At 72.1% G+C, this 21220-nt stretch carries 18 protein-coding genes and 1 pseudogene; 12 read left to right on the top strand and 7 right to left on the bottom strand.

Features of this window, described 5'->3' with window-relative positions:
* Window positions 1-40 precede the first annotated feature (40 nt).
* From cmk to der, 3 genes are all read left to right on the top strand, one after another.
* Complete coding sequence (cmk, locus tag AC069R_RS21540) at window positions 41-736, top strand: (d)CMP kinase (protein ID WP_478768426.1); 696 nt, start codon at window positions 41-43, stop codon at window positions 734-736.
* Entirely contained in the window at window positions 694-1404 is a 711-nt protein-coding gene (locus AC069R_RS21535) for a lysophospholipid acyltransferase family protein (RefSeq protein ID WP_478768425.1), read from the top strand. The genes cmk and AC069R_RS21535 overlap by 43 nt, the downstream gene beginning before the upstream one ends.
* 93 nt (window positions 1405-1497) lie before the next feature.
* Window positions 1498-2979 carry a ribosome biogenesis GTPase Der gene (gene der, locus AC069R_RS21530; RefSeq protein WP_478768424.1) on the top strand — a complete coding sequence of 494 codons (1482 nt, stop codon included), beginning with the start codon at window positions 1498-1500 and terminating at the stop codon, window positions 2977-2979.
* A gap of 82 nt (window positions 2980-3061) precedes the next feature.
* Here der and AC069R_RS21525 read toward each other — a convergent pair whose 3' ends face one another.
* Together AC069R_RS21525 and AC069R_RS21520 are read right to left on the bottom strand one after the other, a co-directional pair.
* Window positions 3062-3460 (bottom strand): hypothetical protein, encoded by a 399-nt coding sequence (locus tag AC069R_RS21525; RefSeq protein WP_397986676.1) that lies wholly within the window; start codon window positions 3458-3460, stop codon window positions 3062-3064.
* Window positions 3461-3538: 78 nt separating this feature from the next.
* Window positions 3539-4321, bottom strand: coding sequence for a hypothetical protein (locus tag AC069R_RS21520; protein ID WP_478768423.1), 783 nt, complete (start codon window positions 4319-4321; stop codon window positions 3539-3541).
* A gap of 539 nt (window positions 4322-4860) precedes the next feature.
* Between AC069R_RS21520 and AC069R_RS21515 the strand changes: the two genes are divergently transcribed.
* Window positions 4861-5544, top strand: a complete 684-nt coding sequence (locus AC069R_RS21515) for a transglycosylase family protein (protein WP_478768422.1) — start codon at window positions 4861-4863, stop codon at window positions 5542-5544.
* A 7-nt stretch (window positions 5545-5551) separates the two neighbouring features.
* Here AC069R_RS21515 and ctaD read toward each other — a convergent pair whose 3' ends face one another.
* On the bottom strand, window positions 5552-7237 hold the full coding sequence (gene ctaD, locus AC069R_RS21510; RefSeq protein ID WP_478768421.1) for an aa3-type cytochrome oxidase subunit I: 1686 nt from the start codon (window positions 7235-7237) through the stop codon (window positions 5552-5554).
* A 382-nt stretch (window positions 7238-7619) separates the two neighbouring features.
* Here ctaD and AC069R_RS21505 point away from each other — a divergent pair, with 382 nt between their 5' ends.
* Window positions 7620-7835, top strand: coding sequence for an I78 family peptidase inhibitor (locus tag AC069R_RS21505; RefSeq protein WP_397986680.1), 216 nt, complete (start codon window positions 7620-7622; stop codon window positions 7833-7835).
* 91 nt (window positions 7836-7926) lie between these two features.
* On the opposite strand, the gene AC069R_RS21500 is transcribed toward AC069R_RS21505, so the two are convergent.
* Together AC069R_RS21500 and AC069R_RS21495 are read right to left on the bottom strand one after the other, a co-directional pair.
* Window positions 7927-8952 carry a phosphatase PAP2 family protein gene (locus tag AC069R_RS21500; protein ID WP_478768420.1) on the bottom strand — a complete coding sequence of 342 codons (1026 nt, stop codon included), beginning with the start codon at window positions 8950-8952 and terminating at the stop codon, window positions 7927-7929.
* Window positions 8953-9190: 238 nt separating this feature from the next.
* Complete coding sequence (locus AC069R_RS21495) at window positions 9191-10459, bottom strand: glycosyltransferase family 39 protein (protein WP_478768419.1); 1269 nt, start codon at window positions 10457-10459, stop codon at window positions 9191-9193.
* Between the two features lie 256 nt (window positions 10460-10715).
* On the opposite strand from AC069R_RS21495, the gene AC069R_RS21490 reads away from it, so the two are divergent.
* Both AC069R_RS21490 and AC069R_RS21485 read left to right on the top strand, forming a co-directional pair.
* A complete protein-coding gene (locus tag AC069R_RS21490; protein WP_478768418.1) occupies window positions 10716-12440 on the top strand; it encodes an MFS transporter in 1725 nt (574 codons plus the stop codon).
* Between the two features lie 89 nt (window positions 12441-12529).
* Entirely contained in the window at window positions 12530-13750 is a 1221-nt protein-coding gene (locus tag AC069R_RS21485) for an acyl-CoA dehydrogenase family protein (RefSeq protein ID WP_478768417.1), read from the top strand.
* Between the two features lie 37 nt (window positions 13751-13787).
* On the opposite strand, the gene AC069R_RS21480 is transcribed toward AC069R_RS21485, so the two are convergent.
* Window positions 13788-14225, bottom strand: a complete 438-nt coding sequence (locus AC069R_RS21480) for a cell division protein SepF (protein ID WP_478768416.1) — start codon at window positions 14223-14225, stop codon at window positions 13788-13790.
* A gap of 270 nt (window positions 14226-14495) precedes the next feature.
* On the opposite strand from AC069R_RS21480, the gene AC069R_RS21475 reads away from it, so the two are divergent.
* Window positions 14496-15776: a DUF5685 family protein gene (locus tag AC069R_RS21475; protein ID WP_478768415.1), complete on the top strand. Its 1281-nt coding sequence runs from the start codon at window positions 14496-14498 to the stop codon at window positions 15774-15776.
* Window positions 15777-15782: 6 nt separating this feature from the next.
* On the opposite strand, the gene AC069R_RS21470 is transcribed toward AC069R_RS21475, so the two are convergent.
* On the bottom strand, window positions 15783-16727 hold the full coding sequence (locus tag AC069R_RS21470) for an ABC transporter substrate-binding protein (protein WP_478768414.1): 945 nt from the start codon (window positions 16725-16727) through the stop codon (window positions 15783-15785).
* 460 nt (window positions 16728-17187) lie between these two features.
* Here AC069R_RS21470 and AC069R_RS21465 point away from each other — a divergent pair, with 460 nt between their 5' ends.
* From AC069R_RS21465 to AC069R_RS21450, 4 genes and pseudogenes are all read left to right on the top strand, one after another.
* The gene (locus AC069R_RS21465; protein WP_478768413.1) at window positions 17188-18045 is read left to right on the top strand and encodes an amino acid ABC transporter permease; all 858 of its coding nucleotides are present in this window, start codon (window positions 17188-17190) and stop codon (window positions 18043-18045) included.
* On the top strand, window positions 18042-19799 hold the full coding sequence (locus tag AC069R_RS21460; protein ID WP_478768412.1) for an FAD/NAD(P)-binding protein: 1758 nt from the start codon (window positions 18042-18044) through the stop codon (window positions 19797-19799). The genes AC069R_RS21465 and AC069R_RS21460 overlap by 4 nt, the downstream gene beginning before the upstream one ends.
* A 30-nt stretch (window positions 19800-19829) precedes the next feature.
* Window positions 19830-20591, top strand: coding sequence for an amino acid ABC transporter ATP-binding protein (locus tag AC069R_RS21455; protein WP_478768411.1), 762 nt, complete (start codon window positions 19830-19832; stop codon window positions 20589-20591).
* A gap of 97 nt (window positions 20592-20688) precedes the next feature.
* Window positions 20689-21220, top strand: a pseudogene (locus AC069R_RS21450) (hypothetical protein); the annotation flags it as partial.

Genomic DNA, 21220 nt, shown 5'->3' with positions numbered 1-21220 from the left:
CCGCCCCCGCCCGCACCCCGCACCAGGAAGGTGTCCCCCCGTGGAAAACGGCGCCGCCCCGACCGCCAAGCCCGTGATCGTCGCGATCGACGGTCCCTCCGGCACGGGCAAGTCGAGCACGTCGAAGGCCGTGGCCGCGCAGCTCGGTCTGAGCTACCTGGACACCGGCGCCCAGTACCGGGCGATCACCTGGTGGATGGTGCACCACGGCATCGACCTGACGGACCCGACCGCCATCGCCGCCGTCGCGGGCAAGCCCGAGATCGTCTCCGGCACCGACCCGGCGGCCCCCACCATCACGGTCGACGGCGTGGACGTGTCCGCCCCGATCCGCACCCAGGAGGTCACCTCCAAGGTCAGCGCGGTCAGCGCGGTGCCCGAGGTGCGCACCCGGATCACCGAACTCCAGCGCTCGCTGGCCGCCGGCGCCGAGCGGGGCATCGTGGTCGAGGGCCGGGACATCGGTACGACGGTGCTGCCGGACGCCGACCTCAAGGTCTTCCTCACCGCCTCCCCGGAGGCCCGCGCCGCCCGCCGCAGCGGTGAGCTCAAGGGCGCCGACCTGCACGCCACCCGCGAGGCGCTGATCAAGCGCGACGCCGCCGACTCCAGCCGCAAGACCTCCCCGCTCGCCAAGGCCGGCGACGCGGTCGAGGTGGACACCACCGAGCTCACCCTCGCCCAGGTCATCGAGTGCGTCGTCACCCTGGTCGAGGAGAAGCGGGCGGCCAAGTGAGCCTGCCCTCCGCGAGACGGGATGCGGGGCCGCCCTCCGAGCGGGGCGCCGAGGTCGGCCGGCGCATCGGCGTCGGCCTGATGTACGGGCTGTGGAAGCCGCGCGTGCTCGGTGCCTGGAAGGTGCCCGCGAGCGGCCCGGTGATCCTCGCCGTCAACCACTCCCACAACATCGACGGCCCCATGGTCATGGGCGTGGCGCCCCGCCCGGCGCACTTCCTGATCAAGAAGGAGGCGTTCATCGGCCCGCTGGGCGCCTTCCTGACCGGCATCGGCCAGCTGAAGGTGGACCGCACCGCCGCCGACCGCGCCGCCATCACCCGCGCCCTCGACCTCCTGGCGGCCGGGGGAGTGCTCGGCATCTTCCCGGAGGGCACCCGCGGCGACGGCGACTTCGCCTCGCTGCGCGCGGGCCTCGCCTACTTCGCGGTCCGCAGCGGGGCGCCGATCGTGCCGGTCGCCGTCATGGGAAGCTCGGACCGGCCGGGACGGTTGATAAAGGCGCTGCCCCCGGTGCGCTCGCGCGTGGACGTCGTCTTCGGCGACCCGTTCGACGCGGGCGACGCCGACGGGCGGCGTACGCGCAGAGCGCTGGACGAGGCGACCGAGCGGATCCAGAAGCAGCTCACCGCCCACCTGGAAAACGCCAGGCGCCTGACCGGGCGCTAGGCGACACTTGAGTAGTGGATCAGCCCACCGAGGGATGAGCCCGCCAAGGCCTGTTCCACCGATCACCACGATGAACAACGAGGTACGGACTTCATGAACGACGACATCCAGCCCGACGGCTCGGCCGAGCACGAGTACGAGCACGGGGCTCTCGGCGACGCCGAGTACGCGCAGTTCATGGAGCTCGCCGCGGAAGAGGGCTTCGACGTCGAGGACGTCGAGGGCGCCATCGAGGCGGCGGGCCACGGTCCGCTGCCCGTGCTCGCCGTCGTCGGCCGCCCCAATGTCGGCAAGTCGACCCTGGTCAACCGGATCATCGGCCGCCGTGAGGCGGTCGTCGAGGACAAGCCCGGCGTCACCCGCGACCGCGTCACCTACGAGGCCGAGTGGGCGGGCCGCCGCTTCAAGGTCGTCGACACCGGCGGCTGGGAGCAGGACGTCCTCGGCATCGACGCCTCCGTGGCAGCCCAGGCCGAGTACGCGATCGAGGCCGCCGACGCGGTGGTCTTCGTGGTCGACGCCAAGGTCGGCGCCACCGACACCGACGAGGCGGTCGTACGACTGCTGCGCAAGGCCGGCAAGCCGGTGGTGCTGTGCGCCAACAAGGTCGACGGCCCGAGCGGCGAGGCCGACGCCTCGTACCTGTGGAGCCTGGGCCTCGGCGAGCCGCACCCCGTCTCCGCGCTGCACGGCCGCGGCACCGGCGACATGCTGGACGCCGTCCTGGAGGCGCTGCCCGAGGCGCCCGCGCAGTCCTTCGGCACCGCCATCGGTGGCCCCCGCCGCATCGCCCTCATCGGCCGCCCGAACGTCGGCAAGTCCTCCCTGCTGAACAAGGTCGCCGGCGAGGAGCGCGTCGTCGTCAACGAGATGGCGGGCACCACCCGCGACCCGGTCGACGAGCTGATCGAACTCGGCGGCGTCACCTGGAAGTTCGTGGACACCGCGGGCATCCGCAAGCGCGTCCACCTCCAGCAGGGCGCCGACTACTACGCCTCGCTGCGCACCGCCGCCGCGGTGGAGAAGGCCGAGGTCGCGGTCGTCCTGATCGACGCCTCGGAGAACATCTCCGTGCAGGACCAGCGGATCGTCACCATGGCCGTGGAGGCGGGCCGGGCGCTGGTCATCGCCTACAACAAGTGGGACACGCTGGACGAGGAGCGCCGCTACTACCTGGAGCGGGAGATCGAGACCGAGCTGGCCCAGGTCGCCTGGGCGCCGCGGGTGAACGTGTCGGCGCGCACCGGCCGCCACATGGAGAAGCTGGTCCCGGCCATCGAGACCGCCCTCGCCGGCTGGGAGACCCGTGTCCCCACCGGCCGGCTCAACACCTTCCTCGGCGAGCTGGTCGCGGCCCACCCGCACCCGGTCCGGGGCGGCAAGCAGCCGCGCATCCTCTTCGGCACCCAGGCCGGCACCAAGCCGCCGCGCTTCGTCCTCTTCGCCTCCGGCTTCATCGAGGCGGGCTACCGGCGCTTCATCGAGCGCCGGCTGCGCGAGGAGTTCGGCTTCGAGGGCACCCCGATCCACATCTCGGTGCGGGTGCGCGAGAAGCGCGGCACGAAGAAGAAGTAACCGCGCCGCGCCGCGCATCGGCGTCGGTACGACGCGAAGGGCGGCCCCTGCCGGACAGGGGCCGCCCTTTCGTGTACGGGTGTCACGCCCCGCGGCGCGGTCCGGGGGGCAGCGCCGCGGGCACATGGTGCATCCCGGTGTCCTGCTGCGGCCGCCCGAGGGTGCCGACGCGCTGCCACTGCGACTGCTGGCGGGCGCTGTAGGCCCCCGCGCTGTAGGCGCTGTACGAGCTGCTGAACGAGCCCGCCCGATGGCCGCCGTACGACCACCCGGTGCGGTCCGGCAGGCCGAAGGGGACGAACCTCATCCCCTCCTCGCCGCTGCGGTCGCCCGGCAGGGTGCGAAAGGCCTTGACCCACTCCGCGGCGAGCATGTCGAAGATCGGCGTGGCCGAGGCACCACCCGCCCCTTCGTGCCCGGTCCGGGCGGACGGAACGGAGGAGAACGAGGACCGTCGGGGCGAAGTGTCGTATGCGTGCACGTATGTCCAAACGACAGCGCGCGGGAAGAGATGCGGTTTCGCAACCTTCCTTTAGCCGCGGCCCCTTGGACGCAGGGCTCAGGTGCCGGCGAGGGGGAGCGCCGCCGCCACCAGTTTGCCGCCCGCCGCGGCCTTGTCGAGGGAGTCCCGCAGCAGGTCCTCGCGCGGCTGGCGGCCGATGGAGCCCACCGGTGCGGCGAACATCAGCACCTGCTGGTGCTTGTTGGCCGCGGCCCGCCAGCCGTCGGTGACCTGGAGCGGCTGGTGGGCCTGCCACCAGGCGACCGGGTGGCCGCCGGACGGGCCCGGCTGGAGGACGGCGTGTAGCTGGCCCACCGCCAGCAGCACCGACCAGCCGTGCAGCACCGGCGGGACCGCGGCCAGCTCGGTCACCGGCGTGAAGCCCTGCTCGATGAGGAGCGGCAGGAAGTCGTCGCCGGGCCCGAGGGTGCCGGGGCGCACGATGGGCGAGGTGGGCTCGACCACCAGGGCGGGGTGCAACTCGCCCTCGATCAGGACGAGTCCGCTGGTCACGCCGAGCACCGCCTGTTCGGGCACGGGCCGCGGCGGCTCGCCGTCCCGGGCCTGCGCGCCGATGGAGCGGACGGCCCCCTGCAACTGCTCCTCGGTGACCTGGACGACCTGCGAGGGCAGGCAGCTCGCGTGGGCGAAGGCGAGGACCGCGGTCTCCTCGCCCACGAAGAGGACGGTGCTGGTGCGCTCCTGCTCGGAGTCGCCCGGTGTGCGGCAGGACGTGCAGTCGTAACTGCCCGGGGCGTTCTCTCCGGCGAGCAGCCGGTCGGCTTCTTCGTCGCCGATCTCGGCGCGTACGGCGTCGCTGACGTCGAGCATGCGCGGCACGGGTGGCTCCCTCGGGATGCGTGCTGGACCGGTCGGGTGGCTCCCGGCCGATGAGCCCCAGGGTTCCGGGCTCATGAAGAAGACAACGGGCGTCCTGTGGTGGGAGTCACGCATGGCGGAGCACCGGTTCGAATCAACCCCCGCGAGTGATCACAGTGGGTATTGAACAGGATGCGCAGTGTCAACTCCGTGCGGTATCAAGCTACTTGAACGAGTGAAGTGGGTCACAGCATACCGCCCGGCATGGTCGAAAAATCAGTAAATCAACGCATGTAGTGGGTGGCCGGAAATCGCCGATACCGGCGGTAACTGCCAACTGGCCTGGCATGACAGCCGGTTGGTTGATGTCCGGCACACACGTTCCCTACATTCCTCCGCCGTGTGCAACGAGCACCGCTCGGGTTCGTCCGTCACCCGGCACCGGCAGGCGTCATCGCCGGCACCGGGGGCACGGACGGGGCGGGCGCGAGGAACCGCGGTCGTGCGCGGCGAGGCGCGCCTGGCCCTGGGGGAATCCGGGTTGTTGGAGAGGGAGTTACATGTCCGAGTGTGCCGATACCAGCCGTACCACCACCCGTGACGAGGGCGCGCGCAGGGGGCGCCCGACGGCCCTGCTCGCCGGCGCCGCGCTGCTGTCCCCGTTGGGGCTGCTGGCCGCGACCGGCAACGCCGCCGCCGCGGACAACGGGGTGTGGGACCGCATCGCCCAGTGCGAGAGCGGCGGCAACTGGCACATCAACACCGGCAACGGCTACTACGGAGGACTCCAGTTCTCCGCCCACACCTGGCGCGCGTACGGCGGCGGAGCCTACGCCTCGACGGCCGACCGGGCCTCCAGGAGCGCGCAGATCGCCGTCGCGACGCGGGTTCAGCAGGCCCAGGGCTGGGGCGCCTGGCCGGTCTGCTCCGGCCGCGCGGGCGCGATGGGCTCCGCCCCCTCGCAGGTGAGCCTCGACAAGGGCAGCACGACGAAGAAGTCGGCCCCGACCAGGACCCGGAAGACCCCGACCAGGGCCCGGCAGACCCCGCACACCCCGAAGACCGCCGAGGCACCGCGCCACCCCGCCCGGAACAGCGGTGGCTACACCGTCCGCGCGGGCGACACCCTGTCCGCGATCGCCACCCGGCACGGCATCGGCTGGCACCACCTGTACGAGGCGAACAGGTCCGTCATCGGCGGCGACCCGGATCTCATCGTCCCCGGAACGCACCTGACCTTCTGAGCGGCGGTCAGTCCCGCGCCTGATGGCCCTTCGGCTCCGGCTGGGGGGCCTGTGCCGCGTACGAGGGGTGGTGCAGATCGAACGCCGGCGACTCCGAGCGGATCCTCGGCAGGGTCACGAAGTTGTGCCGCGGCGGGGGACAGGACGTCGCCCACTCCAGGGAGCGGCCGTAGCCCCAGGGGTCGTCCGTGTCGACCTTCTCGCCGTACCGGGCCGTCTTCCAGACGTTGTAGAGGAACGGCAGCGTCGACAGGCCGAGGAGGAACGCGCCGATGGAGGACACGGTGTTGAGCGCCGTGAACCCGTCGGCCGCCAGATAGTCGGCGTAGCGGCGTGGCATCCCCTCCGCGCCCAGCCAGTGCTGCACCAGAAATGTCGTATGGAAGCCGGTGAACAGCGTCCAGAACTGGATCTTCCCCAGCCGCTCGTCCAGCATCTTCCCGGTGAACTTCGGCCACCAGAAGGCGAATCCCCCGAACACGGCGAAGACGACGGTGCCGAAGACGACGTAGTGGAAGTGCGCCACCACGAAGTACGAGTCCGTGACGTGGAAGTCCAGCGGCGGCGACGCGAGGATCACCCCGGTCAGCCCGCCGAACAGGAACGTCACGAGGAAACCCAGCGCCCACAGCATCGGCGTCTCGAAGGACAGCGAGCCGTGGATCATCGTGCCGGTCCAGTTGAAGAACTTCACCCCGGTGGGTACCGCGATCAGGAACGACATGAAGGAGAAGAACGGCAGCAGCACCGCGCCCGTCGCGAACATGTGGTGCGCCCACACCACGATCGACAGCCCGGTGATCGCCATCGTCGCGCCGACCAGCGTCAGATACCCGAAGATCGGCTTGCGGCTGAAGACCGGGATGATCTCCGTGACGATTCCGAAGAACGGCAGCGCGATGATGTAGACCTCGGGATGCCCGAAGAACCAGAACAGGTGCTGCCACAGCAGCGCCCCGCCGCTCGCCGCCTCGAACACCTGCGCCCCGAACCGCCGGTCCGCCTCCAGCACCAGCAGCGCCGCCGCCAGCACCGGGAAGGCCAGCAGGATCAGGATCGAGGTGAACAGGGTGTTCCAGGTGAAGATCGGCATCCGGAACATCGTCATGCCCGGCGCCCGCATCCCGAGGATCGTGGTGATGAAGTTGACCGCGCCGAGGATCGTCCCGAACCCGGACAGCGCGAGCCCCATGATCCACAGGTCGGGGCCGACACCGGGGGAGTGTGTCGCGTCGTTGAGCGGCGCGTAGGCGAACCAGCCGTAGTCGGCGGCCCCGTCCGACGAGAGCAGGGACCCCAGCACGATCAGCCCGCCGAACAGGAAGAACCAGTACGACAGCATGTTCAGCCGGGGGAAGGCCACGTCCGGGGCGCCGATCTGGAGCGGCATCAGCTCATTGGCGAACCCGGCGAAGCTCGGCGTCGCGAACAGCAGCAGCATGATCGTGCCGTGCAGGGTGAACAGCTGGTTGTACGTCTCCTCGCTCATCAGCTGGAGCTCCGGCCGGGCGAGTTCGGCCCGCATCAGCAGCGCCATCGCCCCCGCGGCCAGGAAGAAGCCGAAGCCGGTGATCAGATACAGATGGCCGATCTTCTTGTGGTCCGTGGTGGTGAGCCAGTCCACCACCACCCGGCCCGCCCGCGGCCGGCCGCGCACCGGTCGCGTCGTCGCGCCCGCGGTCTCGGTCCCCATCGCTCGCCCCTTCGCGTCGTCCCGCCCCCAGGAGGCCCGCACCGGCGGCCCGCGCACCGGCATGTGCGGAATCCGTGAAAATTTCCTATGCGGTGTCAGCTCCGGTGGCTTGGCGCCGGATTCCCTCGGGGAATCATGGTCCGGGACCCGTCCCGATCCTCACCACGGCACTTTCCGCCCGGTAATTCGAGAGGGCGCCCTGACACGCGGGAATTCCGTTCGAATCCCCCGGTGGGCGGCACGGAAACCCCCGTTCGTGTGAGGAAGTCCGACCGAAACGAGACCCTGGAAGCTGTGACAGAAGTGTGACGGGAGTCTGATCTTGCTCTTACCCTGCCGCTCCCGGCTTCCGTCACCGCGGGTGCCGCCCTAGCGTGGCCGTATGGCACCGATTCCCACTCCGCCAGCGGAGCCCCAGGACAACCCGGACGGGTACGTCGGCCTCGACGCCGAGGAGGCCGAGCGGCGCGCCCGTGAGCGGGGCTGGACGACCGTGCGTGCGCTGCCGCCGGGCGCGATCATCACCATGGAGTACCGGGCGGGGCGGCTCAACTTCGAGGTGCGCGACGGCCGGGTGGCCCGCGCCTGGAAGGGCTGACCGGAGGAAGTGCGAAGGCCCCGCCCTGCGGGAGCGGGGCCTTCGGTGTGGCGCGGGCCGGTGGTGCGTACCGGGGCCCGGCGCCGGGGCCTCAGCCGCCCGTCAGGGGGCGGGCCGGGGTGGTGCCGCGCGGTGCCCGGTCGGCGCCGGGCGGGCGGCGGGGGCCCGCCGGGGTGACCGGGCTGCGTTCCGAACGGGCCGTGTGCGGTCCGGGCGCCAGGTGCACCAGGCCGCGGGAGGCGCGGGTCGAGGAGACCGGCTCGCGGGCCGGCGCGGACTGTTCGGCCGCGGCGCCGCGCGGCCCGGCGAGCACCACCGGTGCGACGGGGACGGCCGGTTCGGACGCGGGCCTGCTGCGCCGGGCGCGCCAGCGGTCGCGCAGGTCGAACAGCCACACCTCGGTCCGGGCGATCAGTGGCTCGAACCACGGCAGGGCGAGCAGGATCAGCAGGCCGGCGGCCCAGCCGAGGAGCACATCGCTGAGCCAGTGCGTACCGAGGTAGACGGTGGTGAGACCGACGCCGAGCGAGGTGATCGCGGAGATCGCCGAGAGCCAGCGGCGGGCGCGCGGGGTGGAGGCCAGATAGGCCAGGATGCCCCAGGTGACCACCGCGTTGGCGGTGTGGCCGCTGGGAAATATATCGCCGCCCCTGACCATCTCGTTCGAGCCGATCACGGTCGCGTAGTGCGGACCGAGCCGCCCCATGCCGTACTTGGCGGCGCCGACCGTGACGTTCAGCAGCAGCAGCGAGGTGGCGAGCGTGAGCAGCGGGCGGAGGGTGTGCTGCCGCCAGGAGCGCCAGCCCAGCCAGGCCGCGACCATCACCGCGGTGGGGCCGCGCTGGCCGAGCACCACGTAGTAATCGAGGAAGGCGTGGATCTGCGGCCACTGCTGGTACGGCCGGAAGAACATGACCTGCCAGTCGAGCCGGACGAGCCAGGAGGTGGTCACCACGGCCCACACGATCGCCAGATAGAAGGCGAGGGTCGCGGAGAACAGCACGACCCGGTGCCGGCTCATCACCGGCACATCGATATGGGCCGGCCGTTCCGGCTCGCGGTCCAGCCTGGCGAACACCCGGTCCAGACGCCGGGTGAGGTTCCGTTCGGTACGCACCCAATCGACGTTACAGCGAGTGAGCTGTGGTCCCGGTCGAAACAGCGTCTTTGTGATGACGATGTGATGTGGGAAACCTCTCAAGGGCGGTTGAATTTCACAGGATTCCGCAATCCGGTGCGCCCGTCCTCTGTAATTCCTTTGATCATGCCGGGTGTTGTTTATATGGCACTTATAAATGCGTTAACCCGGTCCTGGGCCGCAATTCTCCGGGGCGTCATCGGGCCCCCGGAGTTGATCATGGCGGCCCCGAGCCGTTCAGCCAGAACGCCCCGTAGGCCGCGGAGACGATCGCCAACCCCACCGTGACCAGGACGGATCGGGAGGTCCGCAACCGGGAGAGCGCGGCGGCGAGCGGGAAGAGGAGCGGGAAGGCGGGCAGCAGCAGCCGGGGCTTGGAGCCGAAGTAGCTGGAGGCGCACAGGGCGAGCGCGAGCACCACGCCGGTGTAGACGAGCAGTTCGAGCGGCTGGCCCCGGCGGACACCGGCGACGTACAGCCAGAGCAGCAGCGCGACGCCCGCGATCAGGCCGGCGCCCGCGAGCGCGGCGGGAAACGAGGCGAACTTCTCGGCCACGAAGCGCGCGAAGGCGTACCCGCCGTCGAAGCCGTTGCGCCAGCCGGCCTGGACGTCCAGATAGCCGAGCGGGCCCTTGCCGGTGCGGTGGCCGACCCACAGGACGTAACCGGCCGCGCCGAGCGGGGCGAGGAGGGCGCCGAGGAGACGACGGACGGCGGTGCCCGAGGCGGCGGTGCCCGAGCGGATGGTGGTGCCCGAGGGGACAGCGGTGTGCGCGGGGGCGTGGGCCGGGGGCCGTGCGCCGTTCGGGTGCGCCGCGCTTCGGTCCCGCACGAACGAGGCAGCGGCCGCTACCCACACCGCCGCCACCACCGCCCCGCCCACCGGCCGGGTCAGCCCCGCGAGCGCCGCGAGCAGCCCCGCACCCACCCACCGCCCGGTCAGCAGCGCGTACAGCGCCCAGGCCGCCAGCGCGGTGAACAGCGACTCGCTGTACGCCATCGACTGCACGGCCGCGACCGGCAGCACCGCCCACAGCAGTACGGCGCACAGCCCGACCCGGTGGCCGTACACGTGCTCGGCCACCGCGAAGATCCCCGCCGCCGCGGCCAGCGAGGCCACCAGGCTCACCACCAGGCCCGCCTGCCCGTACGGCAGCCCGGTGAGCGCGTGCAGCAGCCGCTCCAGCCAGGGCAGCAGCGGGAAGAACGCCAGGTTCGAGTGCACGTCGCCGTTCGGCAGCCGCACCTGGTAGCCGTAGCCCAGCTCGGCGACCCGTGTGTACCAGAGGGAGTCCCAGCGCGCGGTCAGCAGCGTCAGCGCGCTCGTGCCGCGCGTGGCGCTCCACACCGCCAGCACCACCAGGCCCAGGGCCCGGACCGCCGCGTACGCCAGCACGGCCGGGGCCGCCCGGCGCAGCAGCGGGGCGGGAGGTGGGCCATGGGGCGGGGCGTGGGGTGCGGCCACGCCGGTGCTGAGATCGGTCACGGGCTCGATTATCGACCGGACGGGGGAACCGGCCGCCCGCCGGGGCGCGGCCGGGCCCGTGCGACGTGGTGCACCCCACAGGGTTGCCGCCCCGCGGTGAGAGGTCCGCCACGCGGGGGCGCGGCGGACTCGCGTAGGCTGACGAGCCATTCCCGTGGGTTCAGCGGGGTCCGGGAACACCGCTCCTTCCCGGCCGTACGACAAAGGAGAGCCTGTCGCTCCGCACCGCACGAGGGAACATCTGGGAGGTACGCACATGTCCGGGACGACCACGGCCGCACCCCGGCCGCGCCACCGGACGGCCGGGCCCGATGCCAACCGCTGGGTCGTCCTCGTCGTCCTGTGCGCCAGCCTGCTGCTCGTCGCCCTCGACGCGACCGTGCTGCACGTGGCCGTCCCCGCGGTCAGCGAGGACCTGCGGCCCGGCGCCATCCAGCTGCTCTGGATCGTCGACGTCTACCCGCTGGTCTGTGCCTCGCTGCTGATCCTCTTCGGCACCCTCGGCGACCGCGTCGGACGCAGGCGCGTACTCCTGCTCGGCTACGGCCTGTTCGGCGTGGCCTCCGCGGTGGCCGCCTGCGCGCACACCGCCGAGGTGCTGATCCTCGCCCGCGCCCTGCTCGGCGCCGGCGGCGCCATGATCATGCCCGCCACCCTGTCGATCCTGCGCCAGGTCTTCCCCGACCGGCGCGAGCGCGCCCTCGCCATCGGCGTGTGGAGCGCGGTCGCCGCGGTCGGCGCGGCGGTCGGGCCGCTGCTCGGCGGCTTCCTGCTGGAGCACTTCTGGTGGGGCTCGGTCTTCCTCGTCAACATCCCGCTGATGCTGATCAGCCTCCCGGTCGGCCGGCTCCTGCTGCCCGAGTCCCGCGGCACGAGCGACGGGCCCTGGGACGTGGCCGGCGCGCTGATGGCGGCCGCCGGTCTGTTCGGCCTCGTCCTCGGCGTGAAACGGCTCGGCGGCGACGAGGCCCCGGCGAGCCCGCTCACCCTGCTGCCGCTGCTGGCCGGCGCGGCCCTCCTCGTCCTCTTCGTACGACGCCAGCGGCGGCTGCCGCATCCGCTGGTGGACCTGCGCATGTTCCGCAGGCCCGCCTTCAGCACCTCGGTGGGCTGCATCGTGCTGGCCATGCTCGCGCTGGTCGGCCTGGAGCTGATCGCCGCGCAGTACCTGCAACTGGTGCTCGGCCTGTCGCCGCTCGCCACCGGACTGCGGCTGCTGCCGCTGACCGTGGCCGCGATGGCGGCCGGCCTGCTGGGCGCGCGGGTGCTGCGCCGGTTCGGGCCGCGCCGGATGGTGTGCACCGGCTTCTGCCTGACGGCCGTCGCGGTGCTGACCCTGACCGCGATGGGCGACAGCGACGACGCGCCGCTGCTGCTGTCCGGCTTCGTGCTGCTCGGCTTCGGCCTGGAGACCACGCTGTTCGGCGCCTACGAGTCGATGCTCAGCGAGGCACCGGCGGACCGGGCCGGCGGGGCGGCGGCGGTCGGCGAGACCTCGTACCAGCTGGGCGCCGGCATCGGCATCGCGCTGCTCGGCAGCGTGATGAACGCCGCCTATACCCCCCGGCTGCGCACGGTCCCCGGCGTCTCCGCCCCGGACGCGACCGCCGCCGGGCACTCGCTCGGCGAGGCCTACGACGTCGCCGACCGGCTCGGCGGCCCCACCGGGGCGGTGCTGCGCCGGGTGGCGCGGGACTCCTTCGTGCACGGACTGCACCTGACCCTGCTGGTCAGCGCGGGCCTGTTGCTGCTGGGCGCGGTGCTGGCGCTGCGGCTGCCGCGGCTCATGCAGTGCGGCGCGGTGGCGGACGCGGTACCGCCCGCCGCCGAGCCCGTCGCCGCAGAGCTGACCGCCGCCGAGCCCGCTTTGGAGCCCGCCGCCGGGCCGGCCGCCGCCGGGGTGCCCTCCCCGCGCGTCTCCGGCAAGCCGCGCACCGCCGGGAAGCCGCAGGTGCCCGGCAAGCCGCGCGTCTCCGCCTGACCCCTCTGGACGTGCGGGACACTGCCCCGTAACGTCGGCTCCGAAGCCGTAACTAGCGCTGCTAGTTTTCAGTATCCGGAGGGTGTCCCATGTCCGCGAAGCTGCCCCCGTTCGACGCCGCCGACCCGCTCGGGATCGACGATCTGCTGGAGTCGGAGGACCTGGCGGTCCGGGAGACCGTCCGCGGCTGGGCGGCCGACCGTGTGCTGCCGTACATCGCCGACTGGTACGAGAAGGGCGAGCTGCCCCGGATCCGTGAACTCGCGCGCGAGCTGGGCGGCATCGGCGCCCTCGGGATGTCCCTGACCGGGTACGGCTGCGCGGGCGCCTCGGCCGTGCAGTACGGGCTGGCCTGCCTGGAGCTGGAGGCGGCCGACTCCGGCATCCGCTCGCTGGTCTCCGTGCAGGGCTCCCTCGCCATGTACGCCATCCACCGCTTCGGCAGCGAGGAGCAGAAGCGGGAGTGGCTGCCGCGGATGGCCGCGGGCGAGGTGATCGGCTGCTTCGGCCTGACCGAGCCGGACCACGGCTCCGACCCGGCCTCCATGCGCACCCACGCCAAGAAGGACGGTGGGGGCACCTCCCGGTCGAGCGGAGCCGAGAGTGGGGGAGACTGGGTGCTCAACGGGCGCAAGATGTGGATCACCAACGGGTCGGTCGCCGGGGTCGCCGTCGTCTGGGCGCAGACCGAGGAGGGCATCCGCGGCTTCGTCGTACCGACGGACACGCCCGGTTTCGCGGCGCCCGAGATCAAGCACAAGTGGTCCCTGCGCGCCTCCGTCACCAGTGAACTCGTCCTGGACGACGTGCGGTTGCCCGCGTCCGCCGTGCTGCCGGAGGTCGTCGGGCTGCGCGGCCCGCTGAGCTGTCTCTCGCACGCCCGCTACGGCATCGTGTGGGGCGCGATGGGCGCCGCGCGCAGCAGCTTCGAGTCGGCCGTTCAGTACGCGAGGACGCGCGAGCAGTTCGGGCGGCCCATCGGCGGCTTCCAGCTCACCCAGGCCAAGCTCGCCGACATGGCGGTCGAACTGCACAAGGGGATTCTGCTCGCCCACCATCTGGGGCGGCGGATGGATGCCGGGCGGCTGCGCCCGGAGCAGGTCAGCTTCGGCAAGCTGAACAACGTCCGCGAGGCCATCGAGATCTGCCGTACGGCGCGGACGATCCTCGGTGCCAACGGGATCTCGCTCGAATACCCCGTGATGCGGCACGCGACCAACCTCGAGTCGGTGCTCACCTACGAGGGCACCGTCGAGATGCACCAGCTCGTGCTGGGCAAGGCGCTCACCGGGCTCGACGCGTTCCGGTGAGCCGCCGGATGGGGTGGGGCCGGTGAGCGGCCCCGCCTCAGCTCTGGTTGAAGAAGCCGTCCGTGCGGTGCGCGGACGCGTCACCGCTGATGATCTCCGTGTCGGCCGGGGTCAGCAGGAACACCCGCGTGGAGACCCGGTCGATGGAGCCGCGCAGACCGAAGATCAGCCCCGCCGCGAAGTCCACGACCCGCTTGGCGTCGCCGGGCTCCATGCCGGTGAGGTTCACGATGACCGGGACCCCGTCCCGGAACAGCTCGCCGATGGCACGGGCGTCCCGGAAGCTGTCCGGGGTGACCGTGGCGATCCGGCGGCTCTTCTCCTCGGCCTTGTCCGCGGCCACCCGCACCCGAGGGTCGGTCACCCAGGCGTCCCCGGACGTGGTGCCCTCGGAGTAGTCGTCGTCGTAGTAGCGCTCGTCATCGTTGTCGTCGACGAGGCCGAGCCACGCACTCGCCTTGCGTACCGATCCCATGGACGCCTCCTTCCTCAGCGGTCTCTCGTGCTTCCGCACCTTCCCCTATGGTCATCCATGATGCTGACAACGCGCCAAGTGGATAGTCGCCGCACGGGGGGTTTGTGACGGTACTGGTGCACAGCCGATCCGTCGAGACTCCTTGTCCCCCAAGGGTTGTGACACGTACGGCTGCTGACTGTGAGTGAAATATGATGGTCGGCGGCGGATGGGTGACGCCCGGTGCGTACGGGTGAAGCCGGCGTCAGCACAACACACGGGGGAAACGCGGTGTTCGGAATAGTCAGACCCTGCTCGCACCGGCTCGGTGAGCGCTTCAGGACCGAGTGGATGGCGCATCTGTGCGGGCTCTGCCTCGCGTTGCGCCGTGACCATGGCCAGCTGGCACGTGTCGTCACCAACTATGACGGTTTGCTGATCTCCGTGTTGACGGAGGCTCAGCTCGGCCGCGGCGAGGGCGGCCGGCGTACGGCGGGGCCGTGCGCGCTGCGCGGGATGCGGACGGCGTCCGTCGCACAGGGTGACGGTGCGCGGCTCGCGGCGGCCGTCTCCCTGGTGCTCGCCGCGGCGAAGGTCCGCGACCATGTCGCCGACCGGGACGGGCTGCTGGCCCGGAGGCCGGTGGCCGCCGCCGCCCGCAAGGTCGCGGCGAGCTGGGGCCGGGCGGGGGAGGCCGGCGGGGCGGCGGTCGGGTTCGACACCGGGGTCCTGGTGGACGCCGTCGACCGGCAGCTCGGCATCGAGACGCTGGCCGGGCCCGGCACCCCGATCCGCACGGTCACCGAGCCCACCGAGACGGCCACCGCCGCTGCCTTCGCGCACACGGCGCGGCTGGCCGGCCGGCCCGGCAACGCGGTGCCGCTCGCCGAGGCCGGGCGGCTGTTCGGGCGGCTCGCGCATCTGCTGGACGCGGTGGAGGACCAGGCGGCCGACGCGGCGTGCGGCGCCTGGAATCCGCTCACCGCGACCGGCACGTCCCGCACCGAGGCGCGCCGGCTCGCCGACGACGCCGTGCACGGCATCCGACTCGCCCTGAGGGACGCGGAGTTCAGCGACGGCGCGCTGGTCCATCTGCTGCTCGTGCACGAGCTGCGGCGCTCGGTGGACCGGGCCTTCGGCACGACGGGCTGCGCGCACACCGGTACGGACGCGGAGGGCGCGCGGGGCGCGTTCGGGCCGCCGACGGGGCCGTACGCGCCGGGGAACCCCGGTGGTCCGCAGGGACCGTACGCGCCGGGAGGGCCGTACGGCAGCCCGTACGGCCCTCCCTACGGCAACCCCTACGGAGGTCCGCCGCAGGGTCCGGACAAGCAGGGTCCGGACAAGCGGGGTTTCTGGGCCGGCTGCGCCGCCGCGCTCGCCGTGTGCTGCACCTGCAAGGTGTGCTGCGAGTTCGAGGGGCCGTGGTCGCGGAAGAAGCGCGAGGGCTGCTGCACGAGCTGCGACTGCGGTGACACCAGTTGCAGCGACTGCGGTGACGCCTGCGAGTGCTGCGGCAGTTGCTGCAACTGCTGTAGCGACTGCGACTGCGACTGCGGCTGCGACTGCTGATTCCGCTCAGCCCTTGATCTCGGGCGGGGAGATCCGTGACGCGGTGATCGCCGAGCCCGTCGTGCCCCACTTCTTCAGGATCTTGCCGTAGGTGCCGTCGGCGATCAGCCGGTCCACCGCGGCCCGGAAGGCGGGCGCCAGCCTGGTGCCCTTCTTGAAGGCGAAGCCGACGTCGAGCCGGTGGAACTCGTTGAGGAACTTCAGGCCCGGCTGCCGCGCGACCGCGTAGCGCAGCCCGTTGATCGTGGACATCACGACATCGCTGCGGCCCTGCTGCACCGAGGACCAGATCGCGCTCGGCTCGGCGTACGTCTGCACCTGGTACGGCTTCTTGCCCGCGTCCGTGCACAGGTGCCTGCTCTCCTCCAGCGTGGCCTCGAACGTGGTGCCGGCGCCGGTCGCCACGTTCAGTCCGCAGAGCTGCCTGAGGTCGGTGATCTTGCCGAGCTTGCTGTCCTTGCGGGTGGCGAAGCCCTGGCCGTCGTTGATGTAGGTGACGAAGTCGATCGTCTTGCGCCGCTCGTCGGTGACCCCGAAGTTGCTCGCACCGACGTCGTACTTGCCGCTGTCCAGGGCGGGCAGGATCGCCTCGAAGCTCGCCTGGTCCACGGTCAGCCTGAGCCCCAGCACCTTGGCGACCGCCTTGGTGAAGTCGACGTCCTGCCCGGTCAGCGTTCTGCCGTCGGCGAGATAGGTGGTGCCGGGCGGGGTGCCGCCGACGCTGATCGCGACGGTCAGGTGCCGGGTGCCGGCGGGCAGCAGCTTCGCCGCCGCCGGGTCGATCCTCTCGGCCGACACCACGTCCGTGGTCGGCACCGCATCGGACCTGGCCGCCACCCCGGAGGCGTCCGTCCCGCCCGCGCCCGCACCGGAGCCGCAGGCGGTGAGGAGCAGGGCGGCCGAGGCCGAGGCGGTCAGGGGCATGACGAATCGATACAGCGGCGTACGCATCGGCGGCGTTCTCCTGAACGGGAAACCTGAGCGGGAAAGAGGGTGCGGAAGCGCGAGGGGAGGGGCGCGTGTGAAGGCGCGGTGGTGCAGCACAAACGCGGAAACGCGGAGATCAGAGATGCGGAGAGCGCGAAGCGGGCCCGCCGGAGGCAGGCGTGCGCAGGGGGTCAGCTCAACAGGAGGAGGACCACACGCGACCGAAGTCGATGTGGGAGCGGGTGACCAGCCACTGCTGTGGATGCATGGGGCAAGTGGAACAGGCATCCGGTTCCGCGTCAACCGACTTGAGACGTACCGCTCACACTATGGACACCCTTGACAGCGCGGGCGACCGCTTGCGTACTCTCGGTGTACGGCCCTGCTGAGGGGCTCGGCCGTGACCGCGCCGCCCATGCGGCGCACCCCGTGTGAAGGCATCACCCGTTCCGACGTTCGACCGATCGCGTCACGGAGCCTTCGCATGTCATCCGACACCCTCGCCCAAGCGTCCACCGCCCCGGAGATATCCGGGCCCGCGGCCGTCCCCCGGATCGTGCCCCAGCGCCGCTACGGACAGTGGACCGCCGCCGCCGTGGTCCTCGCGCTGCTCGGCCTCGCCCTCACCTCCGTCGTGCGCAACCAGGCGTTCCAGTGGGACGTGGTCGCCGAGTACTTCACCACCGGCTCGGTGCTGCGCGGGCTGTGGCTCACGCTCTGGCTGACCGCCGTGGTGATGATCCTCGGCTTCGCCCTCGGTACCCTGCTCGCCGCGTTCCGGCTCTCCGCCAACCCCGTGCTGCGCGCGGTCAGTTCGGGATACGTCTGGCTGTTCCGGTCCATCCCGATCCTGGTGCAGCTGCTGCTGTGGTTCAACATCGGGGCGCTGTACCCGACGGTGCTCGGGGTGAAGACGGTCGACCTGCTCGGCCCGGTCGCCGTCGCCATCGTCGGCCTCACCCTGCACGAGGCGGCCTACGCCGCCGAGGTCGTGCGCGGCGGCATCCTCTCCGTCGACCGGGGCCAGATCGAGGCCGCCCAGGCGCTGGGCCTGAGCCGGTGGCGCCGCTGGCGGCGGATCGTGCTGCCGCAGGCGATGCGCTCCATCGTGCCGCCCGCCGGCAACATGCTGATCGGCACCCTCAAGGGCACCTCCATCGTCAGCGTCATCGCCGTCAACGACCTGTTGTTCTCGGCCCAGTTGATCTACCACCGCACCTACCAGGTGATCCCGCTGCTGATGGTCGCCACCCTCTGGTACGCGGTCGTCACCAGCGTGCTCGGCATCGGCCAGCACTACGTGGAGAAGTACTACGCCCGCGGCACGGGTACCGCCCGATGAGGCCCCAGCTGGTGATCGTGGGCGCCGGTCCGCGGGGGACCGGCCTCCTCGAACGCATCGCCGCCAACGCCCCTGAGCTGTACGCCGGTTCGGGCCTCGACATCCATCTGGTGGACCCGCATCCACCGGGCGGCGGACGCATCTGGCGCCAGGAGCAGTCGCCGCTGCTGTGGATGAACTCGCACGCCGAGGACGTCACCATGTTCACCGACGACACGGTGCGCATGGACGGGCCGGTGCGCGAGGGGCCCACGCTGCACGAGTGGGCCGCGCTGGACGGCCGTACCTTCGCCGACCGGCAGCTCCAGGGCAGATACCTGCGCTTCGTGTACGAGCGGGCGCTGGCCGAGCTGCCCCCGGACATCACCGTGCACCACCACCCCACCCGCGCCCTGCGCGTCGGCGGTCCCCGCGAGGGGCGGCAGCAGGTGTGGCTGGAGGGCCGGGCGCGCCCCCTCCTCGCCGACCTGGTGATCCTCGCCCTCGGCCATCTGGACGCCGAACTCGACCCGGAACAGGCCGAGCTGGCCGCGTACGCCCGCAGGCACGGCCTGGTGCACCTGCCGCCCGACTTCACCGCCGACACCGACCTGTCCGCGCTCAAGCCCGGCGAACCGGTGCTCGTGCGGGGCTTCGGACTGGCCTTCGTCGACCTGATGGTGCTGCTCACCGAGGGCCGCGGCGGCCGGTACGACGGCGACACCTACCTCCCCTCCGGACAGGAGCCGGTGCTGTACGTCGGCTCGCGGCGCGGGGTGCCGTACCACTCGAAGATCGGCTACGACTGGACCGGGGACCGGCCGCCGCTGCCGCGCTTCCTCGGACCCGCCGAGATCGAGGAACTGCGGTCCCGGCCGGGCGGCTTCGACTTCCGGCGCGATGTCTGGCCGCTGGTGGAGAAGGAGCTGGGCTTCGCCCACTACCACCGGCTGTTCACCGCCCACCCGGAGCGCACCGCGAGCGCCTGGGCCGACTTCGAGGAGAAGTACGCGGCCGCCGACGGGCCCGCCGAACGGGACGCGCTCGTCGCCGCCGCCGTACCGGACCCGGCCGACCGGCTCGACCTCGCCGCGCTCGACCATCCGCTGGCCGGGGTGCGCCACGCCTCGCACGAGGACCTCCAGGACGGGCTGCGCGCCTATATCGAGGCCGACCTGTCCCGCCGCCACGACCCTGCGCACAGCCCCGACCTGGGCGTCTTCCTCGGACTGCTCTCCGTCTACGGGCAGTTGGTGCGGCTCGGTGACATCGGGCCCTGGTGGCACGGGTTCTTCAGCTATCTGGCGTCCGGGCCGCCCGGCCCCCGGCTGCGGCAGCTGCTCGCGCTGTCCCGCGCGGGACTGCTGCGCTTCCTCGGCGCCGACATGGCGGTCACCGCCGAGGACGGGGTGTTCCGGGCGGCCGGCCCCACCGTGCCCGGCTACTCCGTCACGGCACGGGCACTGGTCGAGGCCCGGCTGCCCGCGCCCACCGTCGCCCGCGCCCGCGACCCCCTGCTGCGCGAACTGCACGCCGACGGCGCCGCCGAGACCCCCGAGGGGCTGCTGCGGGTCGATCCCCGCGACGGCCGCCTCCTCGACGCCGCCGGGCGCCCGCACCCCCGCCGCTTCGCGCTCGGCCCCTACACCGACGCCCGCACGCCCGGCGCCTTCACCCGGCCGCGCACCGGCGGCCCCGCCTTCCGGCAGAACGACGCCACCGCACGGGCGGCACTCGCCTTCCTGCGCGCGGGGACCGGACGCGCCGCCGCGTGAACGTCCCCTCTATCCAAAGGAATTGACCCCATGACCGTCATGGTCGACATCCGGTCGGTGCACAAGAGCTTCGGCCCGCTCGACGTCCTCAAGGGCATCGACCTCCAGGTCCGCACCGGCGAGGTCACCGTCGTGCTCGGCCCCTCCGGCTCCGGCAAGTCCACGCTGCTGCGCACCATCAACCACCTGGAGAAGGCGGACCGGGGCGAGATCACGGTGGACGGCGCGCCGATCGGCTACCGGCGGGCCGGAGACCGGCTGTACGAGCTGCCCGAACGCGAGGTGCTGCGCCGCCGCACCAAGATCGGCTTCGTCTTCCAGAACTTCAACCTCTTCCCGCACCTCACCGTCCTGGACAATGTGATCGAGGCGCCGGTGTCCGCGCTGAAACGGCCCCGCAAGGAGGCGGTGGAGGACGCGCACCGGCTTCTCGCGCGGGTGGGACTCGCGGACAAGTCCGCCGCCTACCCACGGCAGTTGTCCGGCGGTCAGCAGCAACGCGTCGCCATCGCGCGGGCGCTGGCGCTCAGGCCCCGGCTGTTGCTCTTCGACGAACCGACCTCGGCGCTCGATCCCGAGCTGGTCGGCGAGGTCCTCGACGTCATCCGCGACCTCGCCGCACAGGGCACCACGATGATCGTGGTCACCCATGAGATCGCGTTCGCGCGCGAGGTCGCCGACACGGTGGTCTTCATGGCCGACGGCCGGATCGTGGAACAGGGGCCGCCGGACGCGGTGCTGGGGGCGCCGCGGGAGGAGCGGACGCGGGCGTTCCTGGCGAAGGTGCTGTGAGGATGGGCGCGAGCGCGGGCGCGGGCGCGGGGTGCCCGGAGTCCGGTGGGCGGAGGGGCCGGGCGGCTCGGGGCGCGCGGTGGCCGGAGGCGGGCGGATGAGCGGGCGCCACCGGCACGGGATGCTGCGTCTCGCCGCCGCCGTCGATCTGCCGGACCACCCCGGCGCCGGTCCCCGCACCGAACTGGTACGGCTCGCCGAGCAGGGCCGGCTGGACTTCGTGACCCTGGACGACTCCACCGGCCGGCCGGGACCCGAGGTGCTGGACCTGGTGTCGGCGGTGACGTCGGCGACCCGGCGGATCGGGGTGGTGCCGAGGGTGACGGGCCCGTCGGCTTTCCTGGACCGGGTCGCCCAGGGCCGGGTGGGCCGGTGGATCGAGGTGCACGGGGGTGGCTTCGAGGCGGGGGTGGGGGAGACGGGCTGTGCAGATGGGGAGCCGGGGGCGGAAGTCGTCGTGAGGGGAGGTGAGTTGAGGGGAGGCGTGACGGATGCAGCCGGTGTACGGGGAGAGGGGGCCGGCTTCGGCATCGGCTCCGGCTTCGGTCTCGGCCCTGGCGTCGGCTCCGGCTTCGGTGTCGGTCGCGGCGGCGTGGGTCTCGGCTCCGGCTCCGGTCTCGGCGCCGACC

It is taken from the genome of Streptomyces sp. NPDC043952, assembly GCF_056435325.1.
Note: the sequence above shows the minus strand (reverse complement) of the source record. Positions and strands in the feature narration are given on the sequence as shown.

Excerpts from the sequence above, each read along its gene's own strand:
- AC069R_RS21455 (WP_478768411.1), top strand. The coding sequence starts at position 19,830 with ATGACCGTCATGGTCGACATCCGGTCGGTGCACAAGAGCTTCGGCCCG.
- AC069R_RS21460 (WP_478768412.1), top strand. The coding sequence starts at position 18,042 with ATGAGGCCCCAGCTGGTGATCGTGGGCGCCGGTCCGCGGGGGACCGGC.
- AC069R_RS21490 (WP_478768418.1), top strand. The coding sequence starts at position 10,716 with ATGTCCGGGACGACCACGGCCGCACCCCGGCCGCGCCACCGGACGGCC.
- AC069R_RS21485 (WP_478768417.1), top strand. The coding sequence starts at position 12,530 with ATGTCCGCGAAGCTGCCCCCGTTCGACGCCGCCGACCCGCTCGGGATC.
- ctaD (WP_478768421.1), bottom strand. The coding sequence starts at position 7,237 with ATGGGGACCGAGACCGCGGGCGCGACGACGCGACCGGTGCGCGGCCGG.
- AC069R_RS21480 (WP_478768416.1), bottom strand. The coding sequence starts at position 14,225 with ATGGGATCGGTACGCAAGGCGAGTGCGTGGCTCGGCCTCGTCGACGAC.
- AC069R_RS21470 (WP_478768414.1), bottom strand. The coding sequence starts at position 16,727 with ATGCGTACGCCGCTGTATCGATTCGTCATGCCCCTGACCGCCTCGGCC.
- der (WP_478768424.1), top strand. The coding sequence starts at position 1,498 with ATGAACGACGACATCCAGCCCGACGGCTCGGCCGAGCACGAGTACGAG.
- AC069R_RS21515 (WP_478768422.1), top strand. The coding sequence starts at position 4,861 with ATGTCCGAGTGTGCCGATACCAGCCGTACCACCACCCGTGACGAGGGC.
- AC069R_RS21465 (WP_478768413.1), top strand. The coding sequence starts at position 17,188 with ATGTCATCCGACACCCTCGCCCAAGCGTCCACCGCCCCGGAGATATCC.
- AC069R_RS21505 (WP_397986680.1), top strand. The coding sequence starts at position 7,620 with ATGGCACCGATTCCCACTCCGCCAGCGGAGCCCCAGGACAACCCGGAC.